We start from the raw sequence: 26388 nt of genomic DNA, 5'->3' as shown, positions 1-26388 counted from the left end.
CCGTTACATTCGTTCAGGTCGAGGAGGCGCGGCCGGGACGACCTTGGCGGCCGCCAGCGTCTCCTCGGGGATCTCCACCACACTGCCGTCTCTTTTGCGAACTTTGAGAATTCCGTTCTCCCACGACACGAGGATGCCCACCGCATCTCGAAATCCCCCAGGAACGCGCCTGCGGGTGGTGATGCGTGCACCTATATCCTGACTTGTGATCGCGATGATGAGACGTGCGGCCACGACTTTGCCACCCTCCGTTTCGGCCAGCTGGCAAGCACGGCAATACTAGGGCGTAGCAAACCGCGGTCAGAGTCATGCCATGGTGCGGAGAAGAAGGAGCTCGAGGTGACCTACGTCATCGCGCAGCCTTGCGTGGACGTCCTGGACAAGGCGTGCATCGAGGAGTGCCCCGTCGATTGCATCTACGAGGGCGAGCGCATGCTTTACATCCACCCCGACGAGTGCGTGGACTGCGGCGCGTGTGAGCCTGTATGCCCCGTCGAGGCGATTTTTTATGAGGACGACCTTCCCGAGCAGTGGAAGGACTTCTACAAGGCGAACGTGGACTTCTTCGAAGACCTCGGCTCGCCCGGTGGCGCCTCGAAGGTCGGGAAGATCGACAAGGACCACCCGGTGGTGGCCGCCCTGCCGCCGCAGGGTGAGGACCACTAGCCGGTCCTGTCACGCCGTACACGGGGGCATCCGGGCCGGATGCGCCCCGTCGGCGTGCGCTTTTTCAGTACGGCACGAAACCCTGGAGAACCGTGAACAAGTTGCCCGACTTCCCCTGGGACCGGCTGGAGCCGTACAAGGAGCGCGCGCTCGCACATCCCGACGGCATCGTCGACCTCTCGATCGGCACGCCCGTCGATCCCGTGCCGCAGATCGTCCAGGACGCTCTCGCGGGGGCGGCCGACAGTCCCGGCTACCCCTTCACCCACGGCACCAAGGCGCTGCGGGAGGCCGCGGCCGGGTGGCTGCGGCGCAGGCACGGCGTCACCGTCGACCAGCAGGACGTGCTGCCGCTGATCGGCTCCAAGGAGTTCGTCGCCTGGCTGCCCACCTACCTGGGCGCCAGGCGGATGGTCTTCCCCGAGCTGGCCTACCCCACCTACGACGTGGGCGCCCGGCTGGCGGGGGCGGTGGCCACGGCCTCCGACAGCACGCTCGCGCTCGGCCCCGAACGCGTCGACCTGCTCTGGGTCAACTCCCCGGGCAACCCCACGGGCCGGGTGCTGCCCGCCGAACACCTGCGCAAGGTGGTCTCCTGGGCCCGCGAGCGCGGCGCCGTCGTGGCCTCCGACGAGTGCTACATCGAGCTCGGCTGGGAGGAGGAGCCGGTCTCGATCCTGCATCCCGACGTCTGCGGCGGCTCCCACGAGGGGCTGCTCGCGGTCCACTCGCTCTCCAAGCGCTCCAACCTGGCCGGCTACCGCGCCGGGTTCGTGACGGGAGATCCCGTCCTGGTCAAGCGGCTGCTGGAGACGCGCAAGCACGCCGGCATGATCATGCCGCAGCCCGTACAGGCCGCCATGACGGTCGCGCTCGGCGACGACGGGCACGCCGACCGGCAGCGCGAGCTGTACGCCGCCCGCCGCGCCCTGCTGCGGCCGGCGCTGGAGCGGGCGGGCTGGCACATCGACCATTCGACGGCCGGGCTGTACTTCTGGGCGTCTAACGGGCAGAGCGCCTGGGATCAGGTCGGGAAGCTTTCCGAAATCGGCATTTTGGTCGCGCCGGGCGAGTTCTACGGATCGGCAGGTGAGCGGCACATCCGCATCGCGGTTACCGCGACTGATGAGCGGATCGGTGCGGCGGTGCGCCGCCTCCAGTAGGATCGCCCGTCATAGCCGGGCAATCCGGCTCACCCCGCATAAATTGATAAGGGCTTTTGCCGAGGCAGACCGCGAGTGGAGCGAGCTGATCGATGAGCATGACCTCCATGGTCGTACTCGGGCTGAGCATCGCCACCGTCCTTCTGCTGCTTGGGGCCTTTCTGGCCACCATGCGGCAGGACAGGAAGGGCCGTACGAGCGCGCCGCCGGTCGAGGTCGCTCCCATCGAGACCCCGCTGCCGGCGCCTGTGAGCGCGCCCGGGCATGCTGGCACCGACTACACCGACCCTCGCACGATCCGGGTCGGCGACCGGATCGAGGTGCACGGGTCTCCCCGTAGAGTGCTCGGCGCCCTGTTCGTCTCCTGGCAGGGGCAGCAGTGGGTCGAATACCTCCTCCGCGACAGCTCCCGCCGCTTCCAGTGGCTCTCGGTGGCGGCGCACGAGGGTGATTCGCCGCATCTGGAGGTCCAGCTCTGGACGGACGTGCCCACGCAGGGGATGGTCCCGGCCAAGAGCATGCTGATCATGGAGGGCGTGGAGTTCTCCCCGATCGAGCGGGGCACGGCGGCGTTCCGGAGCGAGGGCGACACCGGCCATCCTGACCGGGGCCTGCTGGACTTCGCGGACTATCGCGCCTCGGACGGGCGGCTGCTGTCGTTCGAACGCATCCAGGGCCAGTCGTGGACGGCCAGTTACGCCCAGCCCCTGCCGCCCGGCTCCATCACCATCGTCCGCCGGGCCTCCTAGGAGAGCTCGACCTCCTTGGTGCCGGCCTTGCCGCCGGTCTGCCAGTTCTTGAGCGTCATGTCGTTCTTCCACGTCGCCCCCGAGTACCCGACCTGGCGCAGCGCGTACTTCTGGGCGTGGGACACCGACCAGGCGGCGATCAGCCAGCCGCGCCGCTCCGAGGTGACGGCCGTGCTGCCGAGCGCCCTGGCCAGCTGCTTGCGGGCCTCGGCGGTACGGGGCTGCGGCGCCGGGGTCTTCTTGCCCGGCGGATACCAGCAGTGGACGGCGCGCGGGACACGCCCGGAGAAGGCGGCGGCCAGGAGTTTGGCCTCTTCCTCGTGCTGCGCGTACGCGTAGCCGCCCGCCGAGCGCTGCACCGCCTGGGCGGCTTCGGCCACCGGGATCTTGCGGTAGTTCTTGACCTTGACCAGCGCGGCGAAGAACTTGTTCGTGGCGTAGACGGGGTCCATGAGCTGCTTCTCGGTGCCCCAGCCCTGCGACTCCCGCTGCTGGAACACGCCCACCGAGTCGCGGTCGCCGTATTCGAGGTTGTAGATCTTGGATTCCTGCAGCGCCGTGGCGTACGCGATCACGAGGGCACGCTCGGGCAGCCGGCGGCGGGCCGCGACGGCCGCGATGGTGGCGGAGATCTCGGCCTGCTCGACGTCGAGCCAGCGCTCGCCGAGCGGGGTGCGCACGTCGCAGTGCGCCTTCTCCGGCACCGCCAGTTGCTTGGTCTTCTTCAGCAGATGGAACAGGCCCACGGAGATGGCCACGGCGAGCACGACGACGATGATCGCGATGGTGATGACTCCACGGGAGAAGCGCAGGCGCACCCTGAAGAACCTACCCGCGACGGATAAGCTCCGTGGCCATGAGTGACGTGAGCACCACCTCGCCGATTTCCCCGGTGGTGGACGAGTTGTGGGAGCGCCGGGCGGAGCTGTCGCCGGCCGACGCCGAGGCGCGCCGACTGATCGTCGGCGCCGTCGACCTGCTCGACAGGGGCGAGGCCAGGGCCGCGCGCCTGGAGGGTGGCGAGGTGGTCGTGGACGAACGCGCCAAACGGGCCATCCTGCTCAGCTTCAAGGTGCTCGGCATGGCTCGCTCGCAGGTGGGCGACTTCCAGCACCACGACCGGGTCCCGCTCAAGAGCTCGCTCGACGGCGTGCGCGTGGTGCCCGGCGCGATCGCCCGCTGGGGCTCGTACCTGGCGCCCGGGGTGGTGCTGATGCCGTCGTTCACGAACATCGGCGCGTACGTGGACGAGGGGACCATGGTGGACACCTGGGCCACCGTCGGCTCGTGCGCGCAGATCGGCAAGAACGTCCACCTGTCGGGCGGGGCGGGCATCGGCGGCGTGCTGGAGCCGCCCAACGCCGTGCCGGTCGTCGTCGGGGACGGCGCGCTGATCGGCAGCCGGGCGATGATCGTCGAAGGCGCCCGCGTGGGCGAGGGCGCGGTCGTCGGAGCAGGCACGATCCTGTCCGGCTCGATCCCGGTGATCGACGTGCAGACCGGAGAGGAGCTGGCCCGTGGCCGCATCCCCGCGTGGTGCGTGGCCGTCGGCGGCACCCGGCAGAAGGAGTTCCCCGGCGGCACGTTCGGCCTGCCGTGCGTGCTGGTGCTCAAGCGCCTGGAGCCGGGTCAGCGACACGACAAGGCGGCGCTCAACGACGTGCTGCGCGAACACGGAGTGAACACCTGATGCTTGATCTCACACAGGACGTACGCGCCCTGACCGCGGCGATCGTGGACATCGAGTCGGTGAGCGGCGATGAGCGGGCGCTGGCCGACGCGGTCGAGCGGGCGCTGTCCGCGTTGCCGCACCTGAAGGTCGACAGGTCGGGCGAGACGGTCGTGGCCCGCACCGATCTGGGCAGGTCCGAGCGGGTGCTGATCGCCGGGCACCTCGACACCGTCCCCGTCGCCGGCAACCTGCCCAGCCGGGTGGAGGGCGACCTGCTCCACGGGTGCGGCACGTCCGACATGAAGGCCGGCGTGGCGGTCGCGCTCAAGCTGGCGGCCACGGTCCCCGCTCCCAACAAGGACGTCACGTACGTCTTCTACGACTGCGAGGAGGTCGAGGCCGAGCGCAACGGCCTCAACCGCGTGGCCAGGGACCACCCCGACTGGCTGGCGGCCGACTTCGCGGTGCTCATGGAGCCGACCGACGGCGCGATCGAGGGCGGCTGCCAGGGCACGCTGCGCGCCGAGGTCACCGTCAGGGGCAAGCGGGCCCACAGCGCCAGGTCGTGGTTCGGGGTCAACGCCATTCACGGGATCGAGCCGGTCCTGGCCAGGCTGAACGCGTACGAGGCGCGGCTGCCGGTGGTCGACGGCCTCGAATACCACGAGGGCCTGAACGCGGTCGGCGTCCGGGGCGGGGTCGCGGGCAACGTCATCCCCGACCTGTGCGTGGTGTCGGTCAACTACCGGTTCGCGCCCGATCTGACCATCGAGCAGGCGCAGGAGCACGTACGCGAGGTCTTCGACGGGTTCGAGGTGAGCTTCGTCGACGCCGCGCCCGGGGCCAGGCCGGGGCTGACGCATCCGGTGGCGGCGGCCTTCGCCGCGGCCGTCGGCGGCACGCCGCGCGCCAAGCTGGGCTGGACGGACGTCGCCCGCTTCTCCGCGCTGGGGGTGCCCGCCGTGAACTACGGTCCCGGGGATCCGAACCTGGCGCACCAGCAGGGCGAGTACGTGTCACTGTCGAAGATCGTCGAGAGCGAGCGGGCCATGCTCGACTGGCTCACAACATGAAAGTGGCCTTCCTCGCCGGCCATTTGGCGGGGAAGACCACTTTCAGTCCCGAGCAGCACCCTCGTGCAGTTAGACGCAAGGGGGTCGAAATCCGGTTCCCTGGTTTTCCGAAGATTTTTTAGGACCTGGGTTCACCGGTCTGACCTGCGCTGTTCGCGCTCAGGACGCCCATCTCGCCCGAAGAGGGCTAGCGTGACCACCATGGAACAGTCACGTCCTGAACGCCGTCAGGGCCAGGCGGTCGTACGCGGCCGCCTGGTGCCCAGCTCCACGCACGACCAGCGCCTGCTCGCCCGCCAGGGGCCGTCCGACTGGGTCCACATGGACCCGTGGCGGGTGCTGCGGATCCAGGCCGAGTTCGTGGAGGGGTTCGGCCAGCTCGCCGAGCTGCCGCCGGCGGTCACGGTCTTCGGCTCCGCCCGCACCGCCGACGGGACGCCCGACTACCAGCAGGGCCGCGCGCTTGGCCAGGCGCTGGCCGAGGCGGGCTACGCGGTGATCACCGGCGGCGGCCCGGGCGTCATGGAGGCCGCCAACCGGGGCGCGAGCGAGGTGGACGGCGCGATGTCGGTCGGGCTCGGCATCGAGCTCCCGTTCGAGCAGCGCATGAACGACTATGTCGACCTCGGCATCGAGTTCCGCTACTTCTTCGTGCGCAAGACGATGTTCGTCAAGTACTCGTGCGGCTTCATCGCCCTGCCCGGCGGCTTCGGCACGCTGGACGAGCTGTTCGAGGCGCTGACGCTGGTGCAGACCCGAAAGGTGACCTCCTTCCCCGTGGTCCTGATGGGCTCGGAGTTCTGGGGCGGGCTGCTCGAGTGGGTCAAGGGCACCCTGCTCGGCACCGGCAAGATCGCCCCCCAGGACCTCGACCTGATCACCGTCACCGACGACGTGGACGAGGCCGTGCGCATCATCGTGGACTCCGACCTGGCCCGCTCCAAGCAGCGCGAAGAGGAGCTGGAGGCCGCCGCGGCCCAGTACGCCGAGCCCCAATAGGCTTCCTGAATGTGAATATCTGCGTCTATTGCGCCTCCAGCCTGAACATCGACAAGAAGTACATCGACCTGGCCGGAAACGTGGGCGCCGAGCTCGCCAAACGGGGCCACACCCTGGTGAGCGGCGGCGCCACGGTCTCCTGCATGGGCGCGGTCGGCTCGGCCGTCCGCGCGGGCGGCGGCCGTACGATCGGCGTGATCCCGCAGGTGCTGGTGGACATCGAGGTCGCGGACGAGGAGTCGGACGAGCTGATCGTCACCACCGACATGCGCGAGCGCAAGGGGATCATGGACGCCCGCTCGGACGCGTTCCTCGTGCTGCCCGGCGGCATCGGCACGCTTGAGGAGCTGTTCGAGATCTGGACCGCGCGGGTGCTCGGCATCCACGACCGTCCCCTGGTGATCCTCGACCCCTGGGGTCTGTACGACCCGCTCAAGGAGCTCATGAACCACCTGTACGACGAGGGCTTCACCCGGCCCGCCGTCTTCGACGCGATCTCGTGGACCTCCACGGTGGAGGAGGCGTTCGCCCGGCTGGAGGCCCGGACGCAACCCGTCAGGCCCAGCGTCGCCGAACTCGGCGAGGCGACCGGCTGACCAGCCCGCTCACCGCCCGGAGACGCACAGGCTGCGGCAAGTGCGGGACCTCATGCCCCGATGGTATGAGTACGATGCCAATGTGCTGGTCATTCTCGCCATCGCCGCCATCGCCATCTTGGCCTGTGTGGTCTTGGTCTCCCTCGGTAGGGGCGGTGAGCTGACCGAGTTCCCGCCGGATGTGCCGCCTCTCGACCTGCCCGAGCCCGGACAGCTGACGGCGGTCGACTTCATGGCGCTCCAACTGCCGGTCAATCTGGTCGGTTACCACACGGCGAGCGTCGACGAGACCCTGCGCAGGGCCGCCAACGCGATCAGCGCGCGTGACACGCGGATCGCGGTGCTGGAGCAGCGGGTCTCCGAGCTGCTGTCGAGCCGGTTGCACGCGCGCCAGGAGATCTACGCCTCGCCAGGGGTGGGGCTGCGTACCGACCACGCGCCCGAGGCGCCGGCGGTGGCGCGGGAGCTGCCGGAGTCCGGCGATCCCGTGGAGGTGAGCGGCGCCACCGTGTCCTGGGACGAGACGCCGGAGCTGCGGCGCGCGCCGGAGGACCCGGAGTGGCGGATCCCGCCGGGCGACGGCGAGCCGGCCCCCGAGGCCGCATCGGACGAGCAGCCGGACCCGGACCAGAGGGCCGCGGCGGACGCGGCCGAGCCCGCCGCCGCGGAGATCTCCGAGGCCGAAATTCCTGAGACCGGCGCCGCAGCGGCCGAGGAAGCCGCCGCTGCCGAGCAGTCCGACGAGAAGCCGGACGAGAACCCCGACGAGACCGTCGAAACCGCCGAGGGCGACCACGAGGTCGCCGAGCCCGTGCACGACGCGGAGACCACGCGGGCGGCGCAGGGCAAGGACGGGGACGGGCGCCCGTGACCGAGCAGATCCGGTGCTCCTGGACGGGCATGGCGGGCAACCCGGCCTACATCGCCTACCACGACGACGAGTGGGGCCGCCCGCTCAGAGGCGACGACGCGGTCTTCGAGCGCGTGGCCCTGGAGGCGTTCCAATCGGGCCTGTCGTGGCTGACGATCCTGCGCAAGCGGGAGAACTTCCGCGCGGCCTTCGACCGGTTCTCGATCGTCAAGGTGGCCGCGTACACCGAGCAGGACGTGGAGCGCCTGCTCGGCGACGAGGGCATCGTGCGCAACCGGGCCAAGATCGAGGCCGTGATCGGCAACGCCAGGGCCGCCATGGACCTCTCCGAGGGCCTGTCGGAGCTGGTGTGGCGCTACGCCGACCCCGACGCGCCCGTGCCGAGGAGCATGGCCGACGTGCCCGCCGTCACGCCCGGCTCCAAGGCGATGGCCAAGGAGCTGAAGAAGCACGGCTTCAGGTTCGTGGGGCCGACCACGGCCTACGCGTTGATGCAGGCCATCGGCCTGGTCAACGACCACATCGAGGGCTGCGTGGCCCGTTCGCGCTGAGCTCGAAGGTGTGGGTCGCGCCGAGTGACCCGCCGAGCTCGACGGTCACGGCGGCCGTCCCCCCGTTCCGCGCCGTGACGGTGTCGTCGGCCCTGACGAGCCCGCCCAGCGGTTGGCCGAACCCGATCGTCACGGCGTCCACCGTCCGGCTCGGGTCGGCCACCGCCACGGCCACCCGCCCGCCGGCGCGCCGCACGATCACCACGCACGGCGCGTCGGCCGTGATCCCCCCGACGGTCCCGGCCGTCCAGAACACGGCCGCGAGCAGCCCCCGCGCCCGCACGGCCTGCAGCTCGCCGGTGTTGGCGGCCACCCGCACGGGACGCCGCGCCCGGTACCTGCGCGTCCACTCGCGCGCCGCGCCCGGCAGCACCGTGTACGCGTAGGAGGCGTTCACGGGGTCGACGCCGTGGTCGATCCACAGGCTCGCGTAGCGCCGCGTGACGGGCTCGACCGCGCCGCCGGTGTCGTCGCCCGCGTTGATGTCGCGCCACCTGCCCGTACGCGTCTCCACGGCGCACTGAGCGCCGTCCAGCACGTAGCCGGCGACCCCGGGCAGGTGCGCCCAGCCGTCGCCGACGTGCGGCAGCGCCTCCGTGGCCCGGTTCTCCACCACGGTCACGACCCCGCGCCCGTCGGAGCCGGTGATGCCGCTGCCGAGCGCCACCACGGCCGAGTCGAGGAAGAACCACGACTTGCGCGCCCGCAGGCTCGCGCCCTCGCTCGTCAGCTCCATGACGGCGGCCCCGTACCGGCCGTCGAGCACCGCGCCGCCGGCCCACGCGCCGGGCGGGCAGTGGGCGCGGAAGGAGAGGTCCGCGCGCTCGCGGTCGTCGACGGTGGTCCCGGGCAGCCGGTACGGGTCCACCGTCGGCCAGAAGTCCTCGCCGAACTGGCCCAGGTCGCTCGTGTAGAGGTAGGTCATGCCGTCGCCGGTGTACCAGCCGTGCAGGTTCTCCCGGTTGATCGCCTCGTACGCGGCGATCCGGCGCGACGAGAGGCTGAGCGCGAACGACCAGGTGGGTCGCCGGTGCACGACCCGGTCCATCGAGGGGAACACGAAGTGCCCGACGGCCCCGGGCGCGGCCTCGACGCTCTCGTCGCGCAGCACCGCGACCGCCCGCCGGGTCTCCGGCACGTCCGCGTGCTCCAGGTAGGGGCGGGCCCTGCCGCGCTCGATCCACCCCTTGGCCAGCTCCTCGAACCGGCCGGAGTACGGCTCGGGCGCGCTCCGGGCCAGCAGCAGGACGGCGCCGATCAGGCCGTGGCCGGCCACGGCGTCGGAGAACGCCTGCCGCGTGGCCGCCCGCCCCCTGACCGTGTCCATCAGCAGCCCGTCGTGGACGAACGGCGCGTACGACCGCTCGACCGCGGCCAGGAGCACGGGCAGGCCCGGATCGCGGACCTGCCACGGGGATCCGCCGAGGAGCGCGAGCGCCTCGGCGACCGCGACGATCAGCGACAGGCCGTAGGAGCCGGTGTACGCGACGCACTCGTGCTGGATGAACGACCCGTCGCGGTAGAAGCCGTCGCCGGACTCGACATGGCGGAACACGCTCCTGAGCCCGCCGTCGCGCACGTCCGACAGGCCGTCGCGGGCCAGCGCCAGCTTGTCGGCGCTGCGCCCCGCGATGCCGCGGAAGGCGACGATGGAGGCCTTGTCGGCCCGGTTGGCGCCGCTCTCGCCCGCCTGCGGGTTGCCGGTCCGGTGGTCGGCGTCCGGGCAGAACCGGTCGACGACCGCCAGGTAGGCGTCCAGCCTGGCGGCGCCGAGCCGGTCCCCGAGCAGCACGCACAACCGGCTCAGGTGCGCGGGCGTGCCGATCTCCCAGAACCACCAGTTGCCCGTCTCGGGCAGCCGCTCGTTGTAGTGCCGCTCGTGGAGCACGTCGAGCGCGTCCACCACCCGTGCCGCGACGGCGTCGTCGCCGTGCTGGGCGGTGCCCGGCGTGGCCCACGCCGTGGCGATCCGCCGGAGGCGGCCGTAGCTGCCCGTGACGTTGCCGGGGTGGCCGGCCGGCGGCAGGTCCGGCCAGAGCGATCCGGGCGCCATCGAGGCCAGCAGGTCTCCGGCGGTCCCGCTCAGCCTGGCCAGCGGCCCGGCGTAGACCGGATCGGACACGTCGATCCCGCCGCCGGTGAGCAGGCCGAGTGCGCTCGCCCGGAGAACGTCGAACGCGGCGGCTGGGGGCAGGCTTCCGCCGGCGGCGCCCTCCTGCGCGGCCGGGTCCTGTGCCGGCGTCGCTCGCCGCGGAACGTCGTCGTGTGCCGGCGTCACTCGGCGCAGAGCGTCGTCGTGTGCCGGCGTCACTCGGCGCAGAGCGTCGTCCTGTGCCGGCGTCACTCGGCGCGGAACGTCGGGCGTTCCTTGGCGAGGAAGGCGCGGGTGGCGTTCAGGTGATCCAGGGTGGCGGCGCATTCGTCCTGGAGGTCGGCCTCCATGGCGAGCGAGTCGGGCAGCGAGTGGGTCGCGGCGTAGGCCAGCGCCCGCTTGGTGGCGGCATAGGCGAGGGTCGGGCCGTGCGCGAGGCGTACGGCCAGCTCGTGGGCGGTCTTCAGCAGGTCGTCGGCGGGCACCACGCGCGTGACCAGGCCCAGCTCCAGCGCGCGGGCCGCGTCGAGCGGCTCGCCGAGCAGCAGCAACTCGGCCGCGCGGCCCTGGCCGACCAGGCGCTGCAGCGTCCACGAGGCGCCCGAGTCGGGCACCAGGCCGATGCCGGCGAACGCCAGCGCGAACTTCGCCTTCTCCGAGGCCACCCGCAGGTCGCAGGCGAAGGCCAGGGACGCGCCCGCGCCCGCGGCGACGCCGTTGACCGCGGCCACCACCGGCTTGGCCATGGTGGTGATCAGCTCCACGATCGGGTTGTAGTGGACGCGGACCGTGTCGGCCAGGCCGCGGCCCGCCTCCAGGTTGTCGGCGTGCTCGCGCAGGTCCTGGCCCGCGCAGAAGGCCCGCCCCGAGCCGGTCAGCAGCACGGCCCTGATCGCGGGGTCGCCCGCCGCGCGGCGCAGCGCGTCGAGGAGCGCGGCCTTGGTCTCGGCGGTCAGCGAGTTCATGGCGTCGGGGCGGTCGAGCGTGATGGTGGCGACCGTGTCGGCCACGTCATAGCGGATCAAAGTAACTCCCTCTCGACGAACGCGGCGGCCGCGGGCAGCAGCCGGGCGGCCTCCTGCTCGAAGTACGCCCTGGCCTTCTCGCCCGGCCAGCCCGCGGGCAGCAGCTCGGGCGGCAGGCCCGGGTCGCGGAACAGGAAGTTGCGCCAGCCGTGCACGAGCCTGCTCCTGGTGGCGAACACCTGGTCGGCCGGTGCTCCCTCGGGCAGCGTGCTGATCAGCGTGACAGCCTCGGCGAGCCAGTGCTCGTACGCCTCGCCGATGGCGGTCAGATCCCAGGCCCTGGCCACCAGCTCCCGCGGGTCGCCCTCCAGCGCCGAGTCGAACCTGTCGGCCCGCACCCCCTCGCTGTCGAGCAGGTTGTCCAGCTCGATCGATGATCGTGGACCGATCCACGTCGTCTCCGACAAGGCCGCGTATCCGAGGAACGCGAGGTCGGCCCTGAGCCGCTCCCTGCGCGGCCGCTCCTTCACCGGCGTGAAGACGATCAGGTGCCACCGGCCGTGCCAGGTCAGCGTCCCGGCTCGGTAAATTCTGAGCGCGGCCTCGTCCAGGCGCCTGACGCATTTCGGCGTCAGTCCGTAGCCGGCTCCCTGCGGGAGTTTCGCCGGCCGCAGCCACCCCTGCCGCACCATTCGCGACACTGCGGTGCGGACGGCGGGAGGGGCTATTTCCAGGGGTTTCATGAGCCTTACGAGCGAGGCGACGGACGCCTGTCCACCGCGCGAGCGCAGGTGGTCTCCATAGAGATCGAACAGAGCGGCGCGAGCGTGCACGAAGTCCAGTTTGGACGTCATCGCACGGCACGACAACGCATTCTGGGAGGAGATCGTTACCCATGAGCGCTCTCGATGCGGGAGAATAGGACATCACAGAAGACGTGAATGCGCCGACCACCCCCACGGGCGGTCGGAAATCGCGGGCCGCGGGAGCCCAAGGCAGGAAGGGATGCACGCATGGCGGCGATGAAGCCGCGGACCGGCGATGGTCCGCTCGAGGTCACCAAGGAAGGGCGCGGCATTGTCATGCGGGTCCCCCTGGAAGGTGGCGGCCGGCTCGTCGTGGAGATTTCCGCCGACGAGGCGAAGGCGCTCGGCGAGGCGTTGAAGAACGTCGTCGGCTGAGAGCTCCCGAAAGACCACCTGTTCCACGACCCTGGCGTAATCCGGCGCCAGGGTCGCTGACGTTCGAGGAGAGAATCCGTGCCCATCGAGACCACTGCGTCGGTGGTCGCCCAGGTTCCCGACGGAGCCGAGCTGCTGGCCGTCCCCTTTGACTCCGCCCTCAGCCCCGAGGTCGAGCTGCACCTGCCGGTGTCCGACCTGCTGGCCCACTACGAGGCCAAGGGGGAGGCGGGGGAGATCGTCGAGGTTCCCGTGGCACGGGCCGGCGGTGTCGGCCGCGTCCTGTTCTACGGAGTGGGCGACGGCTCGCCGCGTGCCCTGCGCAAGGCCGGCGCCGCGCTCACTCGCAGAGCCAAGGGCAGGGACACGCTGACCGTGGTCGCGCCCGAGGGCGACGTGGCGGCGTTCGCCGAGGCGGCGCTGCTCGCGGCGTACTCGTTCAAGATCGGCAACGGGGGCAAGAAGCCGGTGCGGGCGCTGGCCTTCGCGGGCGCGGACGCGGCGCAGGTGCGGCGCGCGCAGGTCGTGGCGCAGGCGGTGGCGCTCGCCCGCGACCTGGCCAACACCCCCTCCTCCGTCAAGAACCCCGCGTGGCTGGCCGAGCGGGCCGCCGAGGTCGGGGTGCCCGCGCGGATCTGGGACGAGGAGCAGCTGCAGGCCGACGGGTTCGGCGGCATCCTCGCCGTCGGCAGGGGCTCGGCCAGCGCGCCCCGGCTCATCCAGCTCTCCTACACCCCCGCCGAGCCCACCGACCGGCACGTGGTGCTGGTGGGCAAGGGCATCACGTTCGACTCGGGCGGGCTGTCGCTCAAGCCCAACGAGAACATGAAGACCCAGAAGACCGACATGGCGGGCGGCGCGGTGGTCATCGCCGTGCTCGGCGCGCTGGCCGAGCTGGGCGCGCCCGTACGGGTGACCGGGCTGGTCGCCGCCGCCGAGAACATGCCCTCGGGCACGGCGCAGCGGCCCAGCGACGTGATCAAGCATTACGGCGGGCGCACGGTCGAGGTGCTCAACACCGACGCCGAGGGCCGCCTGGTGCTGGCCGACGCACTCGCCTACGCCGACGCCGTCCTCGACCCCGACGAGATCGTGGACATCGCCACCCTCACCGGGGCGATCACGGTGGCGCTCGGCCGCAACGTCGGCGCCGTCTACGCCTCCGACGACGCGCTGGCCAAGCGCCTCCTGGACGCCGGCCAGGAGAGCGACGACCGGCTGTGGCGGATGCCGCTGATCGAGGACTACGCGCCCGCGCTGGAGTCGTCGATCGCCGACCTGGCCAACGTCGAGGCCGGATCCAGGTTCGGGGCCGGGTCGATCACGGCGGCGCTGTTCCTGCGGGAGTTCGCGGGGCGGCGGCCGTGGGCGCACCTCGACATCGCCGGCGTCGGGCGCAGCACGGTCGACGAGGGCACCCTGACCAAGGGCGCCACGGGATTCGGCGTCCGCCTCCTGCTGGAGTGGCTCACCCGCGCCTGACCCGCTCTCCCGCGACCGGCCGACTCATCGGGCCCGGCCCGCTCTCCCGCGACCGGCCGGCTGACCGGGCCTGGCCGGCTCGGGTGGGTCCCGGGCGGCTCGGGCGGGCGGCGCTCCGGCGGGCCGGCCCGACGGCGGCTAGTCGGCGATCTTGATGGCGGCCAGCAGGCCGTCGCCCAGCGGCATGAGCACCGAGCGCAGGCGGTCGTCCGACTGCACCAGCTTGCCCACCTCGCGCAGCGCCACCGTGTCGGTGTCGCGTTGCGCGGGGTCGGCCACCCGGTTGTGCCACAGCATGTTGCCGAAGGCCACGATGCCGCCCACGCGCAGCAGGCGGACCGCCTCGGCGAGGTAGTCGGCGTACTCGTGCTTCGCGCCGTCGGCGAACACCATGTCGTAGCCGCCGTCCGACAGCCGCGGCAGCACGTCGAGCGCCCGGCCCGAGATGAGCCGCACCCGCCCGCCGGAGAAGCCCGCCTCCGCGAATGCCTGCCTGGCCAGCCGCTGGTGCTCGGGCTCGACGTCCACGCTCGTGAGCGTCCCGTCCGTACGCATGCCGCGCAGCAGCCACAGGCCCGAGACACCGCAGCCCGTGCCGATCTCTACGACCGACTTGGCGTTGACGGCGGTGGCGAGGAAGCACAGTGCCGCCCCGCCGCCGGGAAGGATGGGTGTGGCCCCCATCTCCAGCCCGCGCTGTCGCGCCGTGTGCAGGAGCTCATCTTCCTGATGGAACTGCTCCGCATAGGCCAGAGTGGCCTCCACCGGGTTGGTCATCGGCCGCCTCCCCCCACTTTCGTGCGATTGGTCCACGAGATTGGCACCGATCGCAGCCTAGGGGAGACACGCCAGGACGGGAACTCAGGAGGGACCTAAGGCGTTGCAGGTTTAAACGGGCTTTGCCGGTCCGGAAGGCAGGCAGTGCGCACGAAGGGACGAAACCAGGCACTATGGCGGTAGCGGTGGTCCCAAAGAGAGGAGTTCTGGTGGACGAAAGCGACCACCAGGCGGATACTCCCGTGTCGTCTGACTGGACACCTCCCACATGGGAGGAAGTGGTGCGGACTCACTCCGCACGCGTGTATCGGCTGGCATACCGGCTGACCGGCAATGTCCACGACGCGGAAGACCTCACCCAGGAGGTCTTCGTCCGCGTCTTCAGGTCGCTGTCGAGCTACACCCCCGGCACGTTCGAGGGGTGGCTGCACCGGATCACGACGAACCTGTTCCTCGACATGGCGCGCCGCAAGCAGCGCATCAGGTTCGAGGGGCTGGCCGACGACGCCGCCGAGCGGCTGCGCGGCCGTGAGCCGTCCCCGGCGCAGGCGTTCGACGACGCCCACCTGGAGCCCGACATCCAGGCCGCCCTCGACGCGCTCGCCCCCGAGTTCCGGGCCGCGATCGTGCTGTGTGACATCGAGGGCCTTTCTTACGAGGAGATCGCGGCCACGCTCGGCGTCAAGCTGGGTACGGTCCGAAGCCGTATTCACCGTGGCCGGGCGCAGTTGCGGGAGGCACTCGATCATCGAGCCCCCCGTAATTCTCAACTCCCCCCGACCGTGATCCGTGGGGAGGAATTCTGATGGCTCATCTTGGAGAACGCGTTTCCGCGCTCGTGGACGGCGAGCTCAACCACACCGAACGCGAGCGCGCGCTGGCTCATCTGACCTTCTGCGCCGACTGCCGGCAAGAGGTCGAGTCGATGCGGGCGCTGAAGACGCGCCTGCGCTCCCTGGACGGGCCGGCCATGCCGGCCGACCTGACGATGTCCCTGCTCCGGATGGCGGAGCCGGGCGGCCCGCTGCCTCCGAGGGAGCGCCCTTTTCCGTCCCGCACGTTCGGCGGGGTGCCCATCCCTGGGCCGCACACCATCGCTCCGCTGGACAACCGCCCGCGGAGGGACGCCACTGGTGGGGCCTCGGGCCCTGGTCGCGGCGGTAGGCGGCGTTCGGCCTACGTGGCCGTAGGGGTGGTGTCCGCGGCCGTCGCGCTCGGCACGTTCTTCGCGGCCACCGGCGTCGGGCAGAACAACCCGGCGCCGCCGGTGGAGCTGTTCCAGCAGCCGCGTACCTCGCCGGCGGGCGCGTCCTCGACAGCCACTCCTTGACCTCGGGTTGACCTCCGGCTATGCCTGGGAGACTTGGACTTGGCGTACTCGGCAGCGCGCTGGGCATACGATCTGGGTTCGGGATTTGTCACAAGCGATTCCTGACAAATGCTTTATGACCCTCGTATGCCGCAAGAGCGAGGATTGCGGTGGCCGAGCCAAGGAGTGGTGAGACTTAGATGACCGACGAGACGCGCCCCACCGAAGGACGCACGCCGTCGGACTACCCCGAACCACAGGGGCGGCCGGACTTCCTGCCCGCGGACGACTCGCCCGACCAGGCCGGCCGGCTGCCTGAGCCGCCCGCCTCTTTCGGCACCTCTTGGGGCGACCCCTCGGGTCGCCCCTCTCCGGGGGTCCCCCCGTACGGTGGCCCGGCTTCCGGCGCTCCCACCTTCACCAGCCCCTCGTTCGGCTCCCCGACCTCCTACGAGAGCCCCTCGTACGGTCACGAGGGCAGCGGCCCGTCGTTCGGAGCCTCCTCCTACGACGGCGGCGCCGCGTTCGGCAGCCCTTCCTACGACAGCACGGGCCCCTCCTACAGCACGGGCCCCTCCTACGGGAGCGGTCCGTCGTTCACAGGCAGCGGGTCGTACGGCGCCGGGCCGGACAACGGCACGCGTGCCTACGAGAGCCCGCTGTTCGGCAACCCGTCCCCGTCCGGTCCCACCGGCGGCAACACGCCGCCGCCACCGCCGCCGCCCCGACAGGCGCTCCCCATGGGCGCGGGCTGGGCGCCACCGCCTCCCGGCCAGGACGCGGGCGCCGCTGGGGGCAGGCGCGGGCCGGGCACGGCCCTGCTCGTCTCGACCGCCGTGGCCATCGCCCTGGTGGCCTCGCTGCTCGGCAGCGTCGGCACGTACCTGCTGACCAAGCCGAGTGACGGCAACGACCCCGGCTACAGCCTGGGCCCCCTGCCGACCGGCGCCGCCACCAACCGGGAGCCCGGATCGGTGGCGGGCGTGGCCGCGCGGGTGCTGCCCAGCGTGGTCTCGATCGAGGCCGGCACCACCACCGAGGGCGCGTCCGGGTCCGGCTTCCTGATCAAGAACGGTTACGTGGTGACCAACAACCACGTCGTCGCGCTGGCCGCCAAGGGCGGCGAGATCCGGATCATGTTCAACAACCGCAAGACCACGCCAGGCAAGATCGTGGGCCGCGACCCCGGCTCCGACCTGGCCGTGATCAAGCCGGAGGACACGTTCGGGACGCCGGAGATCACCCTCGGCAACTCCGACCAGGTCGTGGTCGGCGACCCGGTCATCGCGATCGGCTCCCCGCTGGGCCTCACGGGCACGGTGACGACGGGCATCGTCAGCTCGCTCAACCGCCCGGTCATCGCGGGCGACGAGGCGGGCTCCGGCACGGAGGAGCCCGCCTACATCAGCGCCATCCAGACGGACGCCGCGATCAACCCGGGCAACTCGGGCGGCCCGCTGGTGAACGGCAAGGGCGAGGTCGTCGGCGTGAACTCGGCCATCGCCACTCTCGGCCGCTCGGTGAACAGCCAGAGCGGCAGCATCGGCCTGGGCTTCGCGATCCCCGTCAACCAGACGCGGCGCGTGGCCGAGGAACTGATCACCACCGGCAAGGCCAAGCGGCCCAGGATCGGCATCGTCCTGGACAAGGACTACAAGGGCCAGGGCGTGAAGATCGCGTCGTCGCCCAGCGGCGGCCGCCAGCCGGTGGACGCCAACGGACCGGCGGACAAGGCCGGGCTGAAGGCGGGCGACGTCATCCTGGAGATCGACGGGCTGGCCCTGCAGGACGGGAACGAGCTGATCGCCCTGATCCGCAGCAAGGCCCCGGGCGCCAAGATCACCATCAAGTACCAGCGCGCCGGCCAGGAGCGCACCGCCAGCCTGACCGTCGTCGCCGACGACGAGCCCACCCCGACGCCGTCCTGATCACCCCTCAGCCCGCGCCGCCCTTTGGTCATTCCAGGGGGCAGCGCCTGGCGCGCCGCCTTCGGCATCCGTCCTTGGGTTCTTTACGGCGGCGCGGGTGGTCATCACCCGGGCCGTCTTTGGTGTCCGGCCTTCGGATCCTACGGCCACGCACGGCGGGCACCAGTCGCCGACGTGGGTGACCGACCTTCCAGGGAGACGCTTACCGGCTTCCCCGCCGCGCCGCCGTGACGGACGGTACGACCGGTTGGGTGGTAGACGCGTTGACCTGGGCGGGAGGGGTGTATGTGAGGAATGCCGGTGATATGACCAAGGGGGGACGACCGACCAACCCCCGGGAGCCCTTAGTCTGTGGATAGGCCGGGGTTGTCCTCGGAGGGGTTGGACTGCGGTAGGAGCTCACGGTGTTCGGACTCGGGTGGATGGAGATCGGAGCGCTGATCGTCATCGCGCTGCTCGTCTTCGGTCCCGACAAGCTGCCTCAGGCCGCGTCCCAGGCAGGCAAGACGCTGCGCAACCTGCGCCGGATGGCGAACAACGCGCGTGACGACCTGCGTACCGGGCTGGGCCCGGAGTTCGCCAACTTCGACCCCGCCGACCTCAACCCGAGGAACTTCGTCCGCAAGCACCTGCTCGACGACCTCGAGGACGACTGGAACGACAACAACAGGCCTCGGGAGCTGGAGCCCGCCACGACGGCTCCGTACACGCCCGAGCCGGTGGACGAGCTCGGGTACGGGGAGATTCCCCCTTACGACTCAGAGGCGACCTGACGGGCCGGATGAGGCCCGTGGCCGTCCATACGGCTCGCCGCGTCCCGGACGGCACACGCGGGCTCAAACGGCCCGCCGCCCGCCCCGCGGGTCCACCGGTGCCCATAACCGCTCATATGGCCCCCTGAGGGTCCTCCACGCCCTCTCGGGCGCGCCTCGGTCAACGCATTCACCACCCAGCCGATCACGCCTGTCCGTAGTGGTGGCCCGCCGGGGAAGCCGGTAAGCGTCCCCCTGGAAGGTCGGCCACCCACGTCGGCGGGTGGGGCCTGCCGTGCGTAGCCGTAAAGGACCCCGGGGAGGGAAGCGAAAACGGCGCGGGCGCTGACCGCTGCGCGCAGCCGTGAAGGACCCGAGGACAGAAACCAAGGGCGGCGCGGATGGGTATGTCAGGCGGGCGCCGAGCACGGCGCCCGCCTGAAGGAGAGCTAGCGGTTGGGGGAGAGGCCGAGGTGGAGGCCCTTGAGGCTGGTGGAGCGTTTGCTGAGGCCGGAGGCGATCTTGCGGAGCTCGGCCGCCGCCGGGGAGTCGGGCTCTGTCAGGACCAGCGGCTTGCCCTCGTCGCCGCCCTCGCGGAGCCGGAGGTCGATCGGGACCTGGCCCAGGAGCGGGACGCGGGAGCCCAGCGTGCGGGTGAGGGCGTCGGCGACCGTCTGGCCGCCGCCCTCCCCGAACACGGCGATGCGCTCGTCGCAGTGGGGGCACGGCAGCCAGGCCATGTTCTCGATGACGCCGGCGATCTGCTGGTGCGTCTGAGCGGCGATGGACCCCGCCCGCTCGGCCACCTCCGCGGCGGCCATCTGCGGCGTCGTCACGACCAGGATCTCCGCCGTGGGCAGCCGCTGCGCCACCGAGATCGCGATGTCGCCCGTGCCCGGGGGCAGGTCGAGGAGGAGTACGTCGAGGTCGCCCCAGTAGACGTCGGCCAGGAACTGGTGGAGCGCCCGGTCGAGCATCGGCCCGCGCCAGACCACCGGCGTGTTGCCCTCCGGCTTGAACATCCCGACCGAGATGACCTTGATGTCGTGGGCCACCGGCGGCATGATCATGTCTTCGACCTTGGTGGGCCGCTCGGAGGCGCCCAGCATGCGCGGGATGCTGTGGCCGTAGATGTCGGCGTCGACGATGCCGACCTTCATGCCGTTGGAGGCCATCGCGGCGGCCAGGTTGACCGTCACGGACGACTTGCCGACCCCGCCCTTGCCGCTGGCCACCGCGAACACGCGGGTCAGCGAGCCCGGCTGGTTGAACGGGATCTCCTTCTCCGGCCCCCGGTCGCCGCGCAGCTTGGTCTGCAGCTGCTTGCGCTGCTCGGTGCTCATGACATCGAGCTCGATCTGGACGCCCGCCACGCCGTCGAGCTTGGCGACGGCGTTGGTGACGTCGCGGCGGATGGTGTCCTTCAGCGGACAGCCCGCCACGGTGAGGAAGATGCCCACCCGCACCACGCCGTCGGGAGCGATATCGATGCTCTTGACCATGTCGAGGTCCGTGATCGGGCGACGGATCTCGGGGTCGATGACGGTGGCGAGAGCTGCCGTCACCAGTTCCTGGGTAGGTGCCATCGAAGTCTCGGCACGAGGGAGTGCCGTCCCTCCTTTGTCGGTATATGTGTGACAGGCGCAGGACGCCAGTGAGGATGCCCCTCCATGGTATGAACCGGAGGCCTCGCTGAGTTAATCCGTGCTGTTAGATGTCTGTGCAACAACGTCCTAAGGTTACTCCGTGACTCTTCTGCGCGACGAGGGCCTGACCGCCGAGGAGCTGGCGGTCTGGCGGATGCTGCAGCGTGCCCAGGTGCGCATCACCCGGCATCTGGAGGCGGAGCTGCTCGTCGCCCACGATCTGCCACTGGCCTCGTACGAGGTGCTCGTGCAGCTGGCCGAGGCGCCGGAGCGGCGGTTGCGCATGAACGATCTCGCGGGCCGCGTCCTGCTCTCCCGCAGCGGCCTGACCAGGCTCATCGACCGGCTGCAGCGGGACGGGCTGGTGTCGCGGGAGGCCTGCGCGGACGACGCCCGCGGGCTGTTCGCCGTGCTGACGGACGCCGGCGCGGAGCGGCTGGCCGAGGCCACCCCGACCTACCTGCGCGGCGTCCGGAGCCAGTTCCTCGACCTGCTGGGCGCAGAGGAGATCACCCGCGTCCGGGCGATGGTCGCCAAGCTGGACCTCAGCGGCTCTCCTTGAGCTCCTCCGCGAGCCGTCCCAGCTCGGCGCGCAGGTAGTCGCGCGTGGCCAGCTCGTTGAGCGCCAGGCGCAGCCCCGCGATCTCGCGGGTCAGATACTCGATCTCGGCCTGGTTGCGCTCGGCGGTCTCGCGGTCCTGCTCGTACTGGATGCGGTCCCGGTCGCCCTGCCGGTTCTGGGCGAGCAGGATGAGCGGCGCGGCGTAGCTGGCCTGCAGCGACAGCATCAGCGTCAGGAAGATGAACGGGTACGGGTCGAACTTGAGGTTCGGCGGCGCGACCGCGTTCCAGATCACCCAGATCGAGACGACCACGGTCATGTAGACGATGAAGCGCCCGGTGCCGAGGAAGCGGGCGATCTGCTCCGACAGGCGGCCGAACGCCTCCGGGTCGTAGTGCGGCCGCAGCGAGCGGCGCAGGGCCCTGGGCTGGTCAAGCCGTTCGGTCGTCATGGTCGTCGGTCCCCTCACGCCAGTCCTCGGGCAGGATGTGGTCGAGCACGTCGTCCACCGTCACCGCGCCGACGAGCCGGCCCAGCTCGTCGACGACCGGGGCGGCGACGAGGTTGTAGTTGGCCAGGTAGCGGGTGACCGCGCGCAGCGTGAAGTCCGGTCTGATCGGGTCGATCGACGGGTCGATCACGCCGCCGAGCAGCGTCGACGGCGGCTCGCGCAGCAGTCGCTGGAAGTGCGAGACGCCCAGGTACGTGCCCGTCGGCGTCTCGGTGGGCGGCCGGGCCACGTAGACCTGCGCCGCCACGGCGGGCGTGACGTCCTGCTGCCTGATGTGGGCCAGCGCCTCGGCCACCGTGGCGGTGGGGGGCAGGATCACCGGTTCGCTGGTCATCACGCCGCCCGCACTGGTCTCCGGGTAGGTCAGCAGGCGCCGCACGGGGGCGGCCTCCCCGGGCTCCATCAGGGCCAGCAGCTTGGCCGCCTGCTCCTCCGGGAGGTCGTGCAGCAGGTCGGCCGCGTCATCGGGGCCCATCTCCTCCAGCACGTCGGCGGCCCGCTCGGGCTCCAGCGTGCCGAGAATGGAGATCTGGTCGTCGGGCGGAAGCTCTTCGAGCACGTCGGCGAGCCTGACGTCGTTGAGGGCGCGGGCGATCTCGATGCGCCGCTTGCTCGGCAGCTCGTGCAGCGCGCTGGCCATGTCGGCGGCCCGCAGCGACTCGAACGCGGAGATCAGCCCGGCCGCCCCCTGGTCCTTCTGCAGCCTGTCGAACCCGGAGACCTCTTCCCACTCGACGATCCGCGGGTCGCGCCGCCTGCCCTTGTAAAGGGCCACCTGGGTGATCTCCCAGTGGGACGGCTTGATCTCCTCCATGGCCACGTCGTAGACGGTCATGGGCTCGCCCTGGTGCTCGACGGTCAGGTCGAGCATCTCGCCGATCACCAGCGTCTCGGTGGCGCGCTGCTCGAACCTGCGCATGTTGAGCCGCCCGGTGAAGACCACGGCTCCCGTCTCGATACGGCGGACCCGGGTGATGGGCAGGAACACCCTGCGGCGCGGCTGCACCTCCACCACCAGGCCGTGCGCGTTGGGCCGCAGGCCGATGCGCAGGCCGACCACCACGTCCCTGACCCGGCCGATCTGGTCGCCCGCGGGGTCGAAGACCGGGGTGCCCGGCAGCCGGGCCACGAAGATCTTCACGTGGCCAGGCTAACAGTGCTGCCCCGTTGCGCCCCGAACGCCTCCCATGTCAGTATCAAACGTGCTTAACGGTGATTACTGGCCAGGTGGTGGACGATGAGATATGCGGGGCTCGGGCTCGCTTTCGTGTCCTCGTGGTGTTTCGCGTTCTCCGGGCCGATGGCCAAATACCTGATCACCGCCGGCTTGGCGCCGATCGAGGCCGTCTGGACGCGGATGGCGGGCGCGGGGCTCCTGCTGGTGGCCGTGCTGGCCGTGGTGAAGCCGCGGGCACTGCGGATCCCCAGGTCCAGGCTGCCGTTCTTCGGGCTGTATGCGGTGATGGCGGTGGCCGGGGTGCAGACGCTGTATTTCGTGGCGATCACGCGGCTGCCGGTGGGGATCGCGCTGCTGCTGGAGTTCATGGCGCCGGTGATGGTGGTGGCCTGGGTGCGGTTCGTACGGAAGGTACGGCTCGCGCGGGCGGCCTACATCGGGGCGGTCGTCGCGGTCGTGGGCCTCGGGATCGTGGTCGAGGCGTGGCAGGGGATGCGGCTGGACGCGCTGGGCCTGCTGCTCGGCCTGCTGGCCGGGGCGTGCTGCGCCGGATATTTCCTGATGAACGATAGCTTCGGCGACGACGTGGACCCGCTCGGCCTCATCGCCTGGGGAATGACGGGGGCGGCCGTGGTGCTGATCCCGTTCGCCCGGCCATGGGACATCCCGTGGGCGGCCTTCACGGCCACGGTCGCGCCGGACGGCGGCCGGACGCTGCCGGTGCTGGGCGCGTATCTGTGGATGGTGCTGATCGCGACCGTGATCGCGTACATCCTGGGGGTCAACGCCGTGCGGCGGCTGTCGGCCGCGGTGGGGGCCACGGTCGCCTCGCTCGAGGTCATCGGCGGCGCGGTGGTGGCCTGGGCCCTGGTCGGCGAGACGCTGGGCGTCTTCCAGATCGTGGGCGGCCTGCTCGTGCTGTCCGGCGCGCTGCTCGCCCAGACCGCCACGGCGAGCCCCTCGCCGTCACCGGCGGCGGAACCCGACGCTGAGCCCGACGCGAATCCCGTCACCGCCAGGAGGTGACCGTCTGAGACGGCTGGGCGCTTCGCCAGGAGCTGACTCCCTCAGCGGCGGTCGGGGGTGAGGCGCACGACCGTGGAGTCGCGGGCCCAGCGCTCGGTGAGGTGCTCGCTGTCGAGGGCGTTGAGCCGCTCCTTGGCCAGCGCGGCCACGACGTCGCCCGCCGCGGCCTGGTCGACGACCGCGACCGCGGCGTCGAACTCCACCAGCCGGGCGCCGTTGTCCTTGCTGCGCAGCGTGACGTGGACCCGGTCGAGCGCGTCGAGGCCGGGCAGCGCCTGCTCCCCGCCGCCCGTCACCAGGTAGATCGCGCCGTCGTGCCAGGTGTGCCAGGCCAGGCGGGGGCGGTCGAGGGTGAGCCAGAGGATGCCGGACTTCTTGGCGCCCTCCTCGATGGCCGCGATGTCGTCGCTCACAGCTTCGACTGTAGTCCGTCCCGGCCGGGCCAGTAGCGTGTGCGCATGCGCTCACGCCGTTCCGTGCTCGCCGTGCCAGGCAGCAACCCCAGGTTCCTGGAGAAGGCCCAGACCCTGCCCGTCGACGAGGTCTTCCTCGACCTCGAGGACGCCGTCGCGCCGCTGGCCAAGGAGGAGGCGCGCCAGAACATCGTGACCGCGCTCCGCGAGGGCGACTGGTCCGGCAAGACGCGCGTGGTCAGGGTCAACGACCTCACGACGCAGTGGACGTACCGGGACGTGATCGAGGTCGTCGAGGGCGCGGGGGAGTTCCTCGACTGCCTGATCCTGCCCAAGGTGCAGGACCCGACCGAGGTCGTCTGGCTCGACACGCTGCTCACCCAGATCGAGAAGACCATGGGGTACGAGGTGGGCCGCATCGGCATCGAGGCGCAGATCGAGAACGCCCGCGGCCTGGTGAACGCCGACGCCATCGCCGGCTCTTCCAAGCGCCTGGAGACGCTGGTGTTCGGGCCGGCTGACTTCATGGCGTCGATCAACATGCGTACGCTCGTCGTCGGCGAGCAGCCGCCCGGCTACGTCGAGGGCGACGCCTACCACTACATCCTCATGCGGCTGCTCATGGCGGCCAGGACGCACGACCTGCAGGTCATCGACGGGCCCTACCTGCAGATCAAGGACGTCGAGGGCTTCAAACGGGCCGCCAGGAGGTCGGCGGCGCTCGGGTTCGACGGCAAGTGGGTGCTGCATCCCGCCCAGGTGGACGCGGCCAACGAGGTCTACTCGCCGGCGCAGGAGGACTATGACCACGCCGAGCTCATCCTGGAGGCGTACGAGTACTACACCTCGGTCGAGAAGCGCGGCGCGGCCATGCTGGGCGACGAGATGATCGACGAGGCCTCGCGCAAGATGGCGCTCGTCGTGGCGGCCAAGGGGCGGGCCGCCGGGTTGAGGCGTACGAAGAGCTTCACACCTTGAAGCCGATGGCGGTGAAGAACCAGAACGACGACGTCAGCCAGAGCCCGATCAGCGCGGTGAACGCCAGCCCGCCGAGCACCGGCAGCGTCCAGCCGGGCGCGTCGTGCTTGGGTAGGGCCAGCATCTTCGCCGTGAACACGCCGTAGAAGAAGCAGCCGAGCAGCGAGTGCGCGAGCACCCGCGGCACGTCGTACTGCAGGCCCAGGGCGTAGAGGCAGTGGAAGGCGACGGGGATCGTGAGCAGGAACGCGATCCGCCCCGACCAGCGGTGCACGCCGGGCGGGATGGTGATCCCGAGCCTGCCCCACATCGACAGGGCCGAGACGACCTGCACGATCGCGAGCAGGAACGCCCCGGTCGTCAGCCACGCCTTCATCGGCAGCGCGCCGGAGAACCCGGCCACGCCCACGGCGAACCCGGTGGGCGTGTGCACGCGCCCGTAGACGCCGAGCGCGAGCGCCGCCAGGCCGCCGGCCAGCAGCGGCACGAGGAGCGGGGTGAGGCCGCGGGACTGCTGGGGTACGGCGGTCATTGCATCTCCTCGATGAAGCCGTCCACGTCCTCAGGCTGGATCGTGGTGTCGCCGACGGTCACGGGCGCTGTGGGCCGGTCGCCCTGCAACTGGGGGATCGGCACCTGCGTGTCGCCCTCGAACGCGGCGCCGACCTGGGTGTAGCCGCCCTGCGGGTTCTTCAGGACGATCCAGCCCGCCCGCAGCTTGGCGCCCCTGACGATCGCGGTGGCGCGGTAGAGGCCCGACGGCTTGACCACCGTGGACGCCACGAAGGTCCACTTCCTGCCGCCCACCGCGACCGAGCCCCTGGCCCGGCCGCCGCCCAGTTCGGCGGTGACCTTGGCGCTGCCGAGGCCGGTCAGCCGCAGCTCGCCGTCGGACTCGCTGCCCTTGAACCAGGCCTCGGCCTTGCCGTCGCAGAAGTAGCCGACGGCCTTGCCGTCTCTGATCGAGATCGCGATGAGGCCGCCGTTGCCCTTGACGTAGCCTCCGTAGTCCGCCTTCGCGATCTTCTTCGGCTCCGTCCGCTGCGGCGAGGGCGTGGCGTCCGCCTCGGCCTCCGACGAGCGTGATGGAGCCGCGGTGGTTTCACCCGCCGACGGTGCCTCCGCGGCGGTGTTGGCGGCTTCGTCGTTGGCCGCCGGTGTCGCGGTTACGCTGGCGACACCCAGCCCCACGGCGAGCACTGCTCCCGCCGCGAGGGTGATGACAGGTCCCAGCCTTGACATGGACTGC

Annotated in this window: 30 protein-coding genes; 18 read left to right on the top strand and 12 right to left on the bottom strand. The window is 71.0% G+C overall.

Going from position 1 to position 26388, the window contains the following annotated elements:
- Nucleotides 1–3 precede the first annotated feature (3 nt).
- Nucleotides 4–234 carry a hypothetical protein gene (locus ACFKCF_RS29245; protein WP_394498469.1) on the bottom strand — a complete coding sequence of 77 codons (231 nt, stop codon included), beginning with the start codon at nt 232–234 and terminating at the stop codon, nt 4–6.
- A 105-nt stretch (nt 235–339) separates the two neighbouring features.
- Here ACFKCF_RS29245 and fdxA point away from each other — a divergent pair, with 105 nt between their 5' ends.
- From fdxA to ACFKCF_RS29230, 3 genes are all read left to right on the top strand, one after another.
- Nucleotides 340–666 carry a ferredoxin gene (gene fdxA, locus ACFKCF_RS29240; protein WP_080047500.1) on the top strand — a complete coding sequence of 109 codons (327 nt, stop codon included), beginning with the start codon at nt 340–342 and terminating at the stop codon, nt 664–666.
- Between the two features lie 92 nt (nt 667–758).
- Nucleotides 759–1829 (top strand): succinyldiaminopimelate transaminase, encoded by a 1071-nt coding sequence (gene dapC, locus ACFKCF_RS29235; RefSeq protein ID WP_394498468.1) that lies wholly within the window; start codon nt 759–761, stop codon nt 1827–1829.
- Nucleotides 1830–1921: 92 nt separating this feature from the next.
- A complete protein-coding gene (locus ACFKCF_RS29230) occupies nt 1922–2578 on the top strand; it encodes a DUF4178 domain-containing protein (RefSeq protein ID WP_394498467.1) in 657 nt (218 codons plus the stop codon).
- Here ACFKCF_RS29230 and ACFKCF_RS29225 read toward each other — a convergent pair.
- Nucleotides 2575–3396, bottom strand: a complete 822-nt coding sequence (locus ACFKCF_RS29225; protein ID WP_394498466.1) for a hypothetical protein — start codon at nt 3394–3396, stop codon at nt 2575–2577. The two genes, ACFKCF_RS29230 and ACFKCF_RS29225, sit on opposite strands and share 4 nt — an antisense overlap.
- Before the next feature lie 38 nt (nt 3397–3434).
- On the opposite strand from ACFKCF_RS29225, the gene ACFKCF_RS29220 reads away from it, so the two are divergent.
- The 6 genes from ACFKCF_RS29220 (at nt 3435) to ACFKCF_RS29195 (ending at nt 8340) form a co-directional block, all read left to right on the top strand.
- The gene (locus tag ACFKCF_RS29220) at nt 3435–4268 is read left to right on the top strand and encodes a 2,3,4,5-tetrahydropyridine-2,6-dicarboxylate N-succinyltransferase (protein ID WP_394498465.1); all 834 of its coding nucleotides are present in this window, start codon (nt 3435–3437) and stop codon (nt 4266–4268) included.
- Nucleotides 4268–5323 carry a succinyl-diaminopimelate desuccinylase gene (dapE, locus tag ACFKCF_RS29215; RefSeq protein ID WP_394498464.1) on the top strand — a complete coding sequence of 352 codons (1056 nt, stop codon included), beginning with the start codon at nt 4268–4270 and terminating at the stop codon, nt 5321–5323. Before ACFKCF_RS29220 ends, dapE begins: the two co-directional genes overlap by 1 nt.
- A gap of 201 nt (nt 5324–5524) precedes the next feature.
- Nucleotides 5525–6322 (top strand): TIGR00730 family Rossman fold protein, encoded by a 798-nt coding sequence (locus ACFKCF_RS29210; protein WP_394498463.1) that lies wholly within the window; start codon nt 5525–5527, stop codon nt 6320–6322.
- Nucleotides 6323–6333: 11 nt separating this feature from the next.
- Nucleotides 6334–6918: a TIGR00730 family Rossman fold protein gene (locus tag ACFKCF_RS29205; protein ID WP_394498462.1), complete on the top strand. Its 585-nt coding sequence runs from the start codon at nt 6334–6336 to the stop codon at nt 6916–6918.
- An 82-nt stretch (nt 6919–7000) separates the two neighbouring features.
- Nucleotides 7001–7789, top strand: coding sequence for a hypothetical protein (locus tag ACFKCF_RS29200; RefSeq protein ID WP_394498461.1), 789 nt, complete (start codon nt 7001–7003; stop codon nt 7787–7789).
- Nucleotides 7790–7818: 29 nt separating this feature from the next.
- Nucleotides 7819–8340: a DNA-3-methyladenine glycosylase I gene (locus tag ACFKCF_RS29195; RefSeq protein ID WP_394498555.1), complete on the top strand. Its 522-nt coding sequence runs from the start codon at nt 7819–7821 to the stop codon at nt 8338–8340.
- On the opposite strand, the gene ACFKCF_RS29190 is transcribed toward ACFKCF_RS29195, so the two are convergent.
- From ACFKCF_RS29190 to ACFKCF_RS29180, 3 genes are all read right to left on the bottom strand, one after another.
- Entirely contained in the window at nt 8300–10618 is a 2319-nt protein-coding gene (locus ACFKCF_RS29190) for a polysaccharide lyase 8 family protein (RefSeq protein ID WP_394498460.1), read from the bottom strand. The genes ACFKCF_RS29195 and ACFKCF_RS29190 overlap by 41 nt on opposite strands.
- A 62-nt stretch (nt 10619–10680) precedes the next feature.
- Nucleotides 10681–11457, bottom strand: coding sequence for an enoyl-CoA hydratase-related protein (locus ACFKCF_RS29185; RefSeq protein ID WP_394498459.1), 777 nt, complete (start codon nt 11455–11457; stop codon nt 10681–10683).
- Entirely contained in the window at nt 11454–12251 is a 798-nt protein-coding gene (locus ACFKCF_RS29180; RefSeq protein ID WP_394498458.1) for a PaaX family transcriptional regulator C-terminal domain-containing protein, read from the bottom strand. Before ACFKCF_RS29180 ends, ACFKCF_RS29185 begins: the two co-directional genes overlap by 4 nt.
- Nucleotides 12252–12410: 159 nt before the next feature.
- On the opposite strand from ACFKCF_RS29180, the gene ACFKCF_RS29175 reads away from it, so the two are divergent.
- Together ACFKCF_RS29175 and ACFKCF_RS29170 are read left to right on the top strand one after the other, a co-directional pair.
- Entirely contained in the window at nt 12411–12578 is a 168-nt protein-coding gene (locus ACFKCF_RS29175) for a DUF3117 domain-containing protein (protein WP_020545024.1), read from the top strand.
- 78 nt (nt 12579–12656) lie between these two features.
- Entirely contained in the window at nt 12657–14060 is a 1404-nt protein-coding gene (locus ACFKCF_RS29170) for a leucyl aminopeptidase (protein WP_394498457.1), read from the top strand.
- 138 nt (nt 14061–14198) lie between these two features.
- Here ACFKCF_RS29170 and ACFKCF_RS29165 read toward each other — a convergent pair whose 3' ends face one another.
- On the bottom strand, nt 14199–14837 hold the full coding sequence (locus ACFKCF_RS29165; protein ID WP_394498456.1) for an O-methyltransferase: 639 nt from the start codon (nt 14835–14837) through the stop codon (nt 14199–14201).
- Nucleotides 14838–15010: 173 nt separating this feature from the next.
- Between ACFKCF_RS29165 and sigE the strand changes: the two genes are divergently transcribed.
- From sigE to ACFKCF_RS29145, 4 genes are all read left to right on the top strand, one after another.
- Entirely contained in the window at nt 15011–15643 is a 633-nt protein-coding gene (gene sigE, locus ACFKCF_RS29160; protein WP_192787922.1) for an RNA polymerase sigma factor SigE, read from the top strand.
- Complete coding sequence (locus ACFKCF_RS29155; protein ID WP_394498455.1) at nt 15643–16167, top strand: anti-sigma factor family protein; 525 nt, start codon at nt 15643–15645, stop codon at nt 16165–16167. Before sigE ends, ACFKCF_RS29155 begins: the two co-directional genes overlap by 1 nt.
- 179 nt (nt 16168–16346) lie before the next feature.
- Nucleotides 16347–18074, top strand: coding sequence for a trypsin-like peptidase domain-containing protein (locus ACFKCF_RS29150; protein WP_394498454.1), 1728 nt, complete (start codon nt 16347–16349; stop codon nt 18072–18074).
- A gap of 404 nt (nt 18075–18478) precedes the next feature.
- Nucleotides 18479–18847, top strand: coding sequence for a sec-independent translocase (locus ACFKCF_RS29145; protein WP_394498453.1), 369 nt, complete (start codon nt 18479–18481; stop codon nt 18845–18847).
- Between the two features lie 428 nt (nt 18848–19275).
- Here ACFKCF_RS29145 and ACFKCF_RS29140 read toward each other — a convergent pair whose 3' ends face one another.
- The gene (locus tag ACFKCF_RS29140) at nt 19276–20412 is read right to left on the bottom strand and encodes an Mrp/NBP35 family ATP-binding protein (RefSeq protein ID WP_394498452.1); all 1137 of its coding nucleotides are present in this window, start codon (nt 20410–20412) and stop codon (nt 19276–19278) included.
- Nucleotides 20413–20572: 160 nt separating this feature from the next.
- Between ACFKCF_RS29140 and ACFKCF_RS29135 the strand changes: the two genes are divergently transcribed.
- Nucleotides 20573–21034 carry a MarR family winged helix-turn-helix transcriptional regulator gene (locus ACFKCF_RS29135; RefSeq protein ID WP_394498451.1) on the top strand — a complete coding sequence of 154 codons (462 nt, stop codon included), beginning with the start codon at nt 20573–20575 and terminating at the stop codon, nt 21032–21034.
- On the opposite strand, the gene ACFKCF_RS29130 is transcribed toward ACFKCF_RS29135, so the two are convergent.
- Nucleotides 21018–21485 (bottom strand): DUF1003 domain-containing protein, encoded by a 468-nt coding sequence (locus tag ACFKCF_RS29130; RefSeq protein ID WP_394498450.1) that lies wholly within the window; start codon nt 21483–21485, stop codon nt 21018–21020. The genes ACFKCF_RS29135 and ACFKCF_RS29130 overlap by 17 nt on opposite strands.
- Nucleotides 21466–22686, bottom strand: a complete 1221-nt coding sequence (locus tag ACFKCF_RS29125) for a magnesium transporter MgtE N-terminal domain-containing protein (protein WP_394498449.1) — start codon at nt 22684–22686, stop codon at nt 21466–21468. Before ACFKCF_RS29125 ends, ACFKCF_RS29130 begins: the two co-directional genes overlap by 20 nt.
- A gap of 96 nt (nt 22687–22782) precedes the next feature.
- Here ACFKCF_RS29125 and ACFKCF_RS29120 point away from each other — a divergent pair, with 96 nt between their 5' ends.
- The gene (locus tag ACFKCF_RS29120) at nt 22783–23748 is read left to right on the top strand and encodes an EamA family transporter (RefSeq protein ID WP_394498448.1); all 966 of its coding nucleotides are present in this window, start codon (nt 22783–22785) and stop codon (nt 23746–23748) included.
- A gap of 41 nt (nt 23749–23789) precedes the next feature.
- On the opposite strand, the gene ACFKCF_RS29115 is transcribed toward ACFKCF_RS29120, so the two are convergent.
- Complete coding sequence (locus ACFKCF_RS29115) at nt 23790–24161, bottom strand: hypothetical protein (protein ID WP_394498447.1); 372 nt, start codon at nt 24159–24161, stop codon at nt 23790–23792.
- Between the two features lie 45 nt (nt 24162–24206).
- On the opposite strand from ACFKCF_RS29115, the gene ACFKCF_RS29110 reads away from it, so the two are divergent.
- Entirely contained in the window at nt 24207–25139 is a 933-nt protein-coding gene (locus ACFKCF_RS29110) for an HpcH/HpaI aldolase/citrate lyase family protein (RefSeq protein WP_394498446.1), read from the top strand.
- On the opposite strand, the gene ACFKCF_RS29105 is transcribed toward ACFKCF_RS29110, so the two are convergent.
- Nucleotides 25129–25671: a DUF6529 family protein gene (locus ACFKCF_RS29105; protein ID WP_364850817.1), complete on the bottom strand. Its 543-nt coding sequence runs from the start codon at nt 25669–25671 to the stop codon at nt 25129–25131. The two genes, ACFKCF_RS29110 and ACFKCF_RS29105, sit on opposite strands and share 11 nt — an antisense overlap.
- Entirely contained in the window at nt 25668–26381 is a 714-nt protein-coding gene (locus ACFKCF_RS29100) for a hypothetical protein (protein ID WP_394498444.1), read from the bottom strand. Before ACFKCF_RS29100 ends, ACFKCF_RS29105 begins: the two co-directional genes overlap by 4 nt.
- Nucleotides 26382–26388 lie beyond the last annotated feature (7 nt).

Source organism: Nonomuraea sp. JJY05 (genome assembly GCF_043496855.1).
Classification (GTDB): Bacteria; Actinomycetota; Actinomycetes; order Streptosporangiales; family Streptosporangiaceae; genus Nonomuraea.
Note: the sequence above shows the minus strand (reverse complement) of the source record. Positions and strands in the feature narration are given on the sequence as shown.

What these genes read in the sequence shown, in the direction of transcription:
- ACFKCF_RS29230 (WP_394498467.1), top strand. Translation starts at nt 1,922, where the DNA reads ATGAGCATGACCTCCATGGTCGTACTCGGGCTGAGCATCGCCACCGTC.
- ACFKCF_RS29220 (WP_394498465.1), top strand. Translation starts at nt 3,435, where the DNA reads ATGAGTGACGTGAGCACCACCTCGCCGATTTCCCCGGTGGTGGACGAG.
- dapE (WP_394498464.1), top strand. Translation starts at nt 4,268, where the DNA reads ATGCTTGATCTCACACAGGACGTACGCGCCCTGACCGCGGCGATCGTG.
- ACFKCF_RS29210 (WP_394498463.1), top strand. Translation starts at nt 5,525, where the DNA reads ATGGAACAGTCACGTCCTGAACGCCGTCAGGGCCAGGCGGTCGTACGC.
- ACFKCF_RS29195 (WP_394498555.1), top strand. Translation starts at nt 7,819, where the DNA reads ATGGCGGGCAACCCGGCCTACATCGCCTACCACGACGACGAGTGGGGC.
- ACFKCF_RS29180 (WP_394498458.1), bottom strand. Translation starts at nt 12,251, where the DNA reads ATGACGTCCAAACTGGACTTCGTGCACGCTCGCGCCGCTCTGTTCGAT.
- ACFKCF_RS29175 (WP_020545024.1), top strand. Translation starts at nt 12,411, where the DNA reads ATGGCGGCGATGAAGCCGCGGACCGGCGATGGTCCGCTCGAGGTCACC.
- ACFKCF_RS29165 (WP_394498456.1), bottom strand. Translation starts at nt 14,837, where the DNA reads ATGACCAACCCGGTGGAGGCCACTCTGGCCTATGCGGAGCAGTTCCAT.
- sigE (WP_192787922.1), top strand. Translation starts at nt 15,011, where the DNA reads ATGGCGGTAGCGGTGGTCCCAAAGAGAGGAGTTCTGGTGGACGAAAGC.
- ACFKCF_RS29155 (WP_394498455.1), top strand. Translation starts at nt 15,643, where the DNA reads ATGGCTCATCTTGGAGAACGCGTTTCCGCGCTCGTGGACGGCGAGCTC.
- ACFKCF_RS29150 (WP_394498454.1), top strand. Translation starts at nt 16,347, where the DNA reads ATGACCGACGAGACGCGCCCCACCGAAGGACGCACGCCGTCGGACTAC.
- ACFKCF_RS29140 (WP_394498452.1), bottom strand. Translation starts at nt 20,412, where the DNA reads ATGGCACCTACCCAGGAACTGGTGACGGCAGCTCTCGCCACCGTCATC.
- ACFKCF_RS29130 (WP_394498450.1), bottom strand. Translation starts at nt 21,485, where the DNA reads ATGACGACCGAACGGCTTGACCAGCCCAGGGCCCTGCGCCGCTCGCTG.
- ACFKCF_RS29120 (WP_394498448.1), top strand. Translation starts at nt 22,783, where the DNA reads ATGAGATATGCGGGGCTCGGGCTCGCTTTCGTGTCCTCGTGGTGTTTC.
- ACFKCF_RS29110 (WP_394498446.1), top strand. Translation starts at nt 24,207, where the DNA reads ATGCGCTCACGCCGTTCCGTGCTCGCCGTGCCAGGCAGCAACCCCAGG.
- ACFKCF_RS29105 (WP_364850817.1), bottom strand. Translation starts at nt 25,671, where the DNA reads ATGACCGCCGTACCCCAGCAGTCCCGCGGCCTCACCCCGCTCCTCGTG.
- ACFKCF_RS29100 (WP_394498444.1), bottom strand. Translation starts at nt 26,381, where the DNA reads ATGTCAAGGCTGGGACCTGTCATCACCCTCGCGGCGGGAGCAGTGCTC.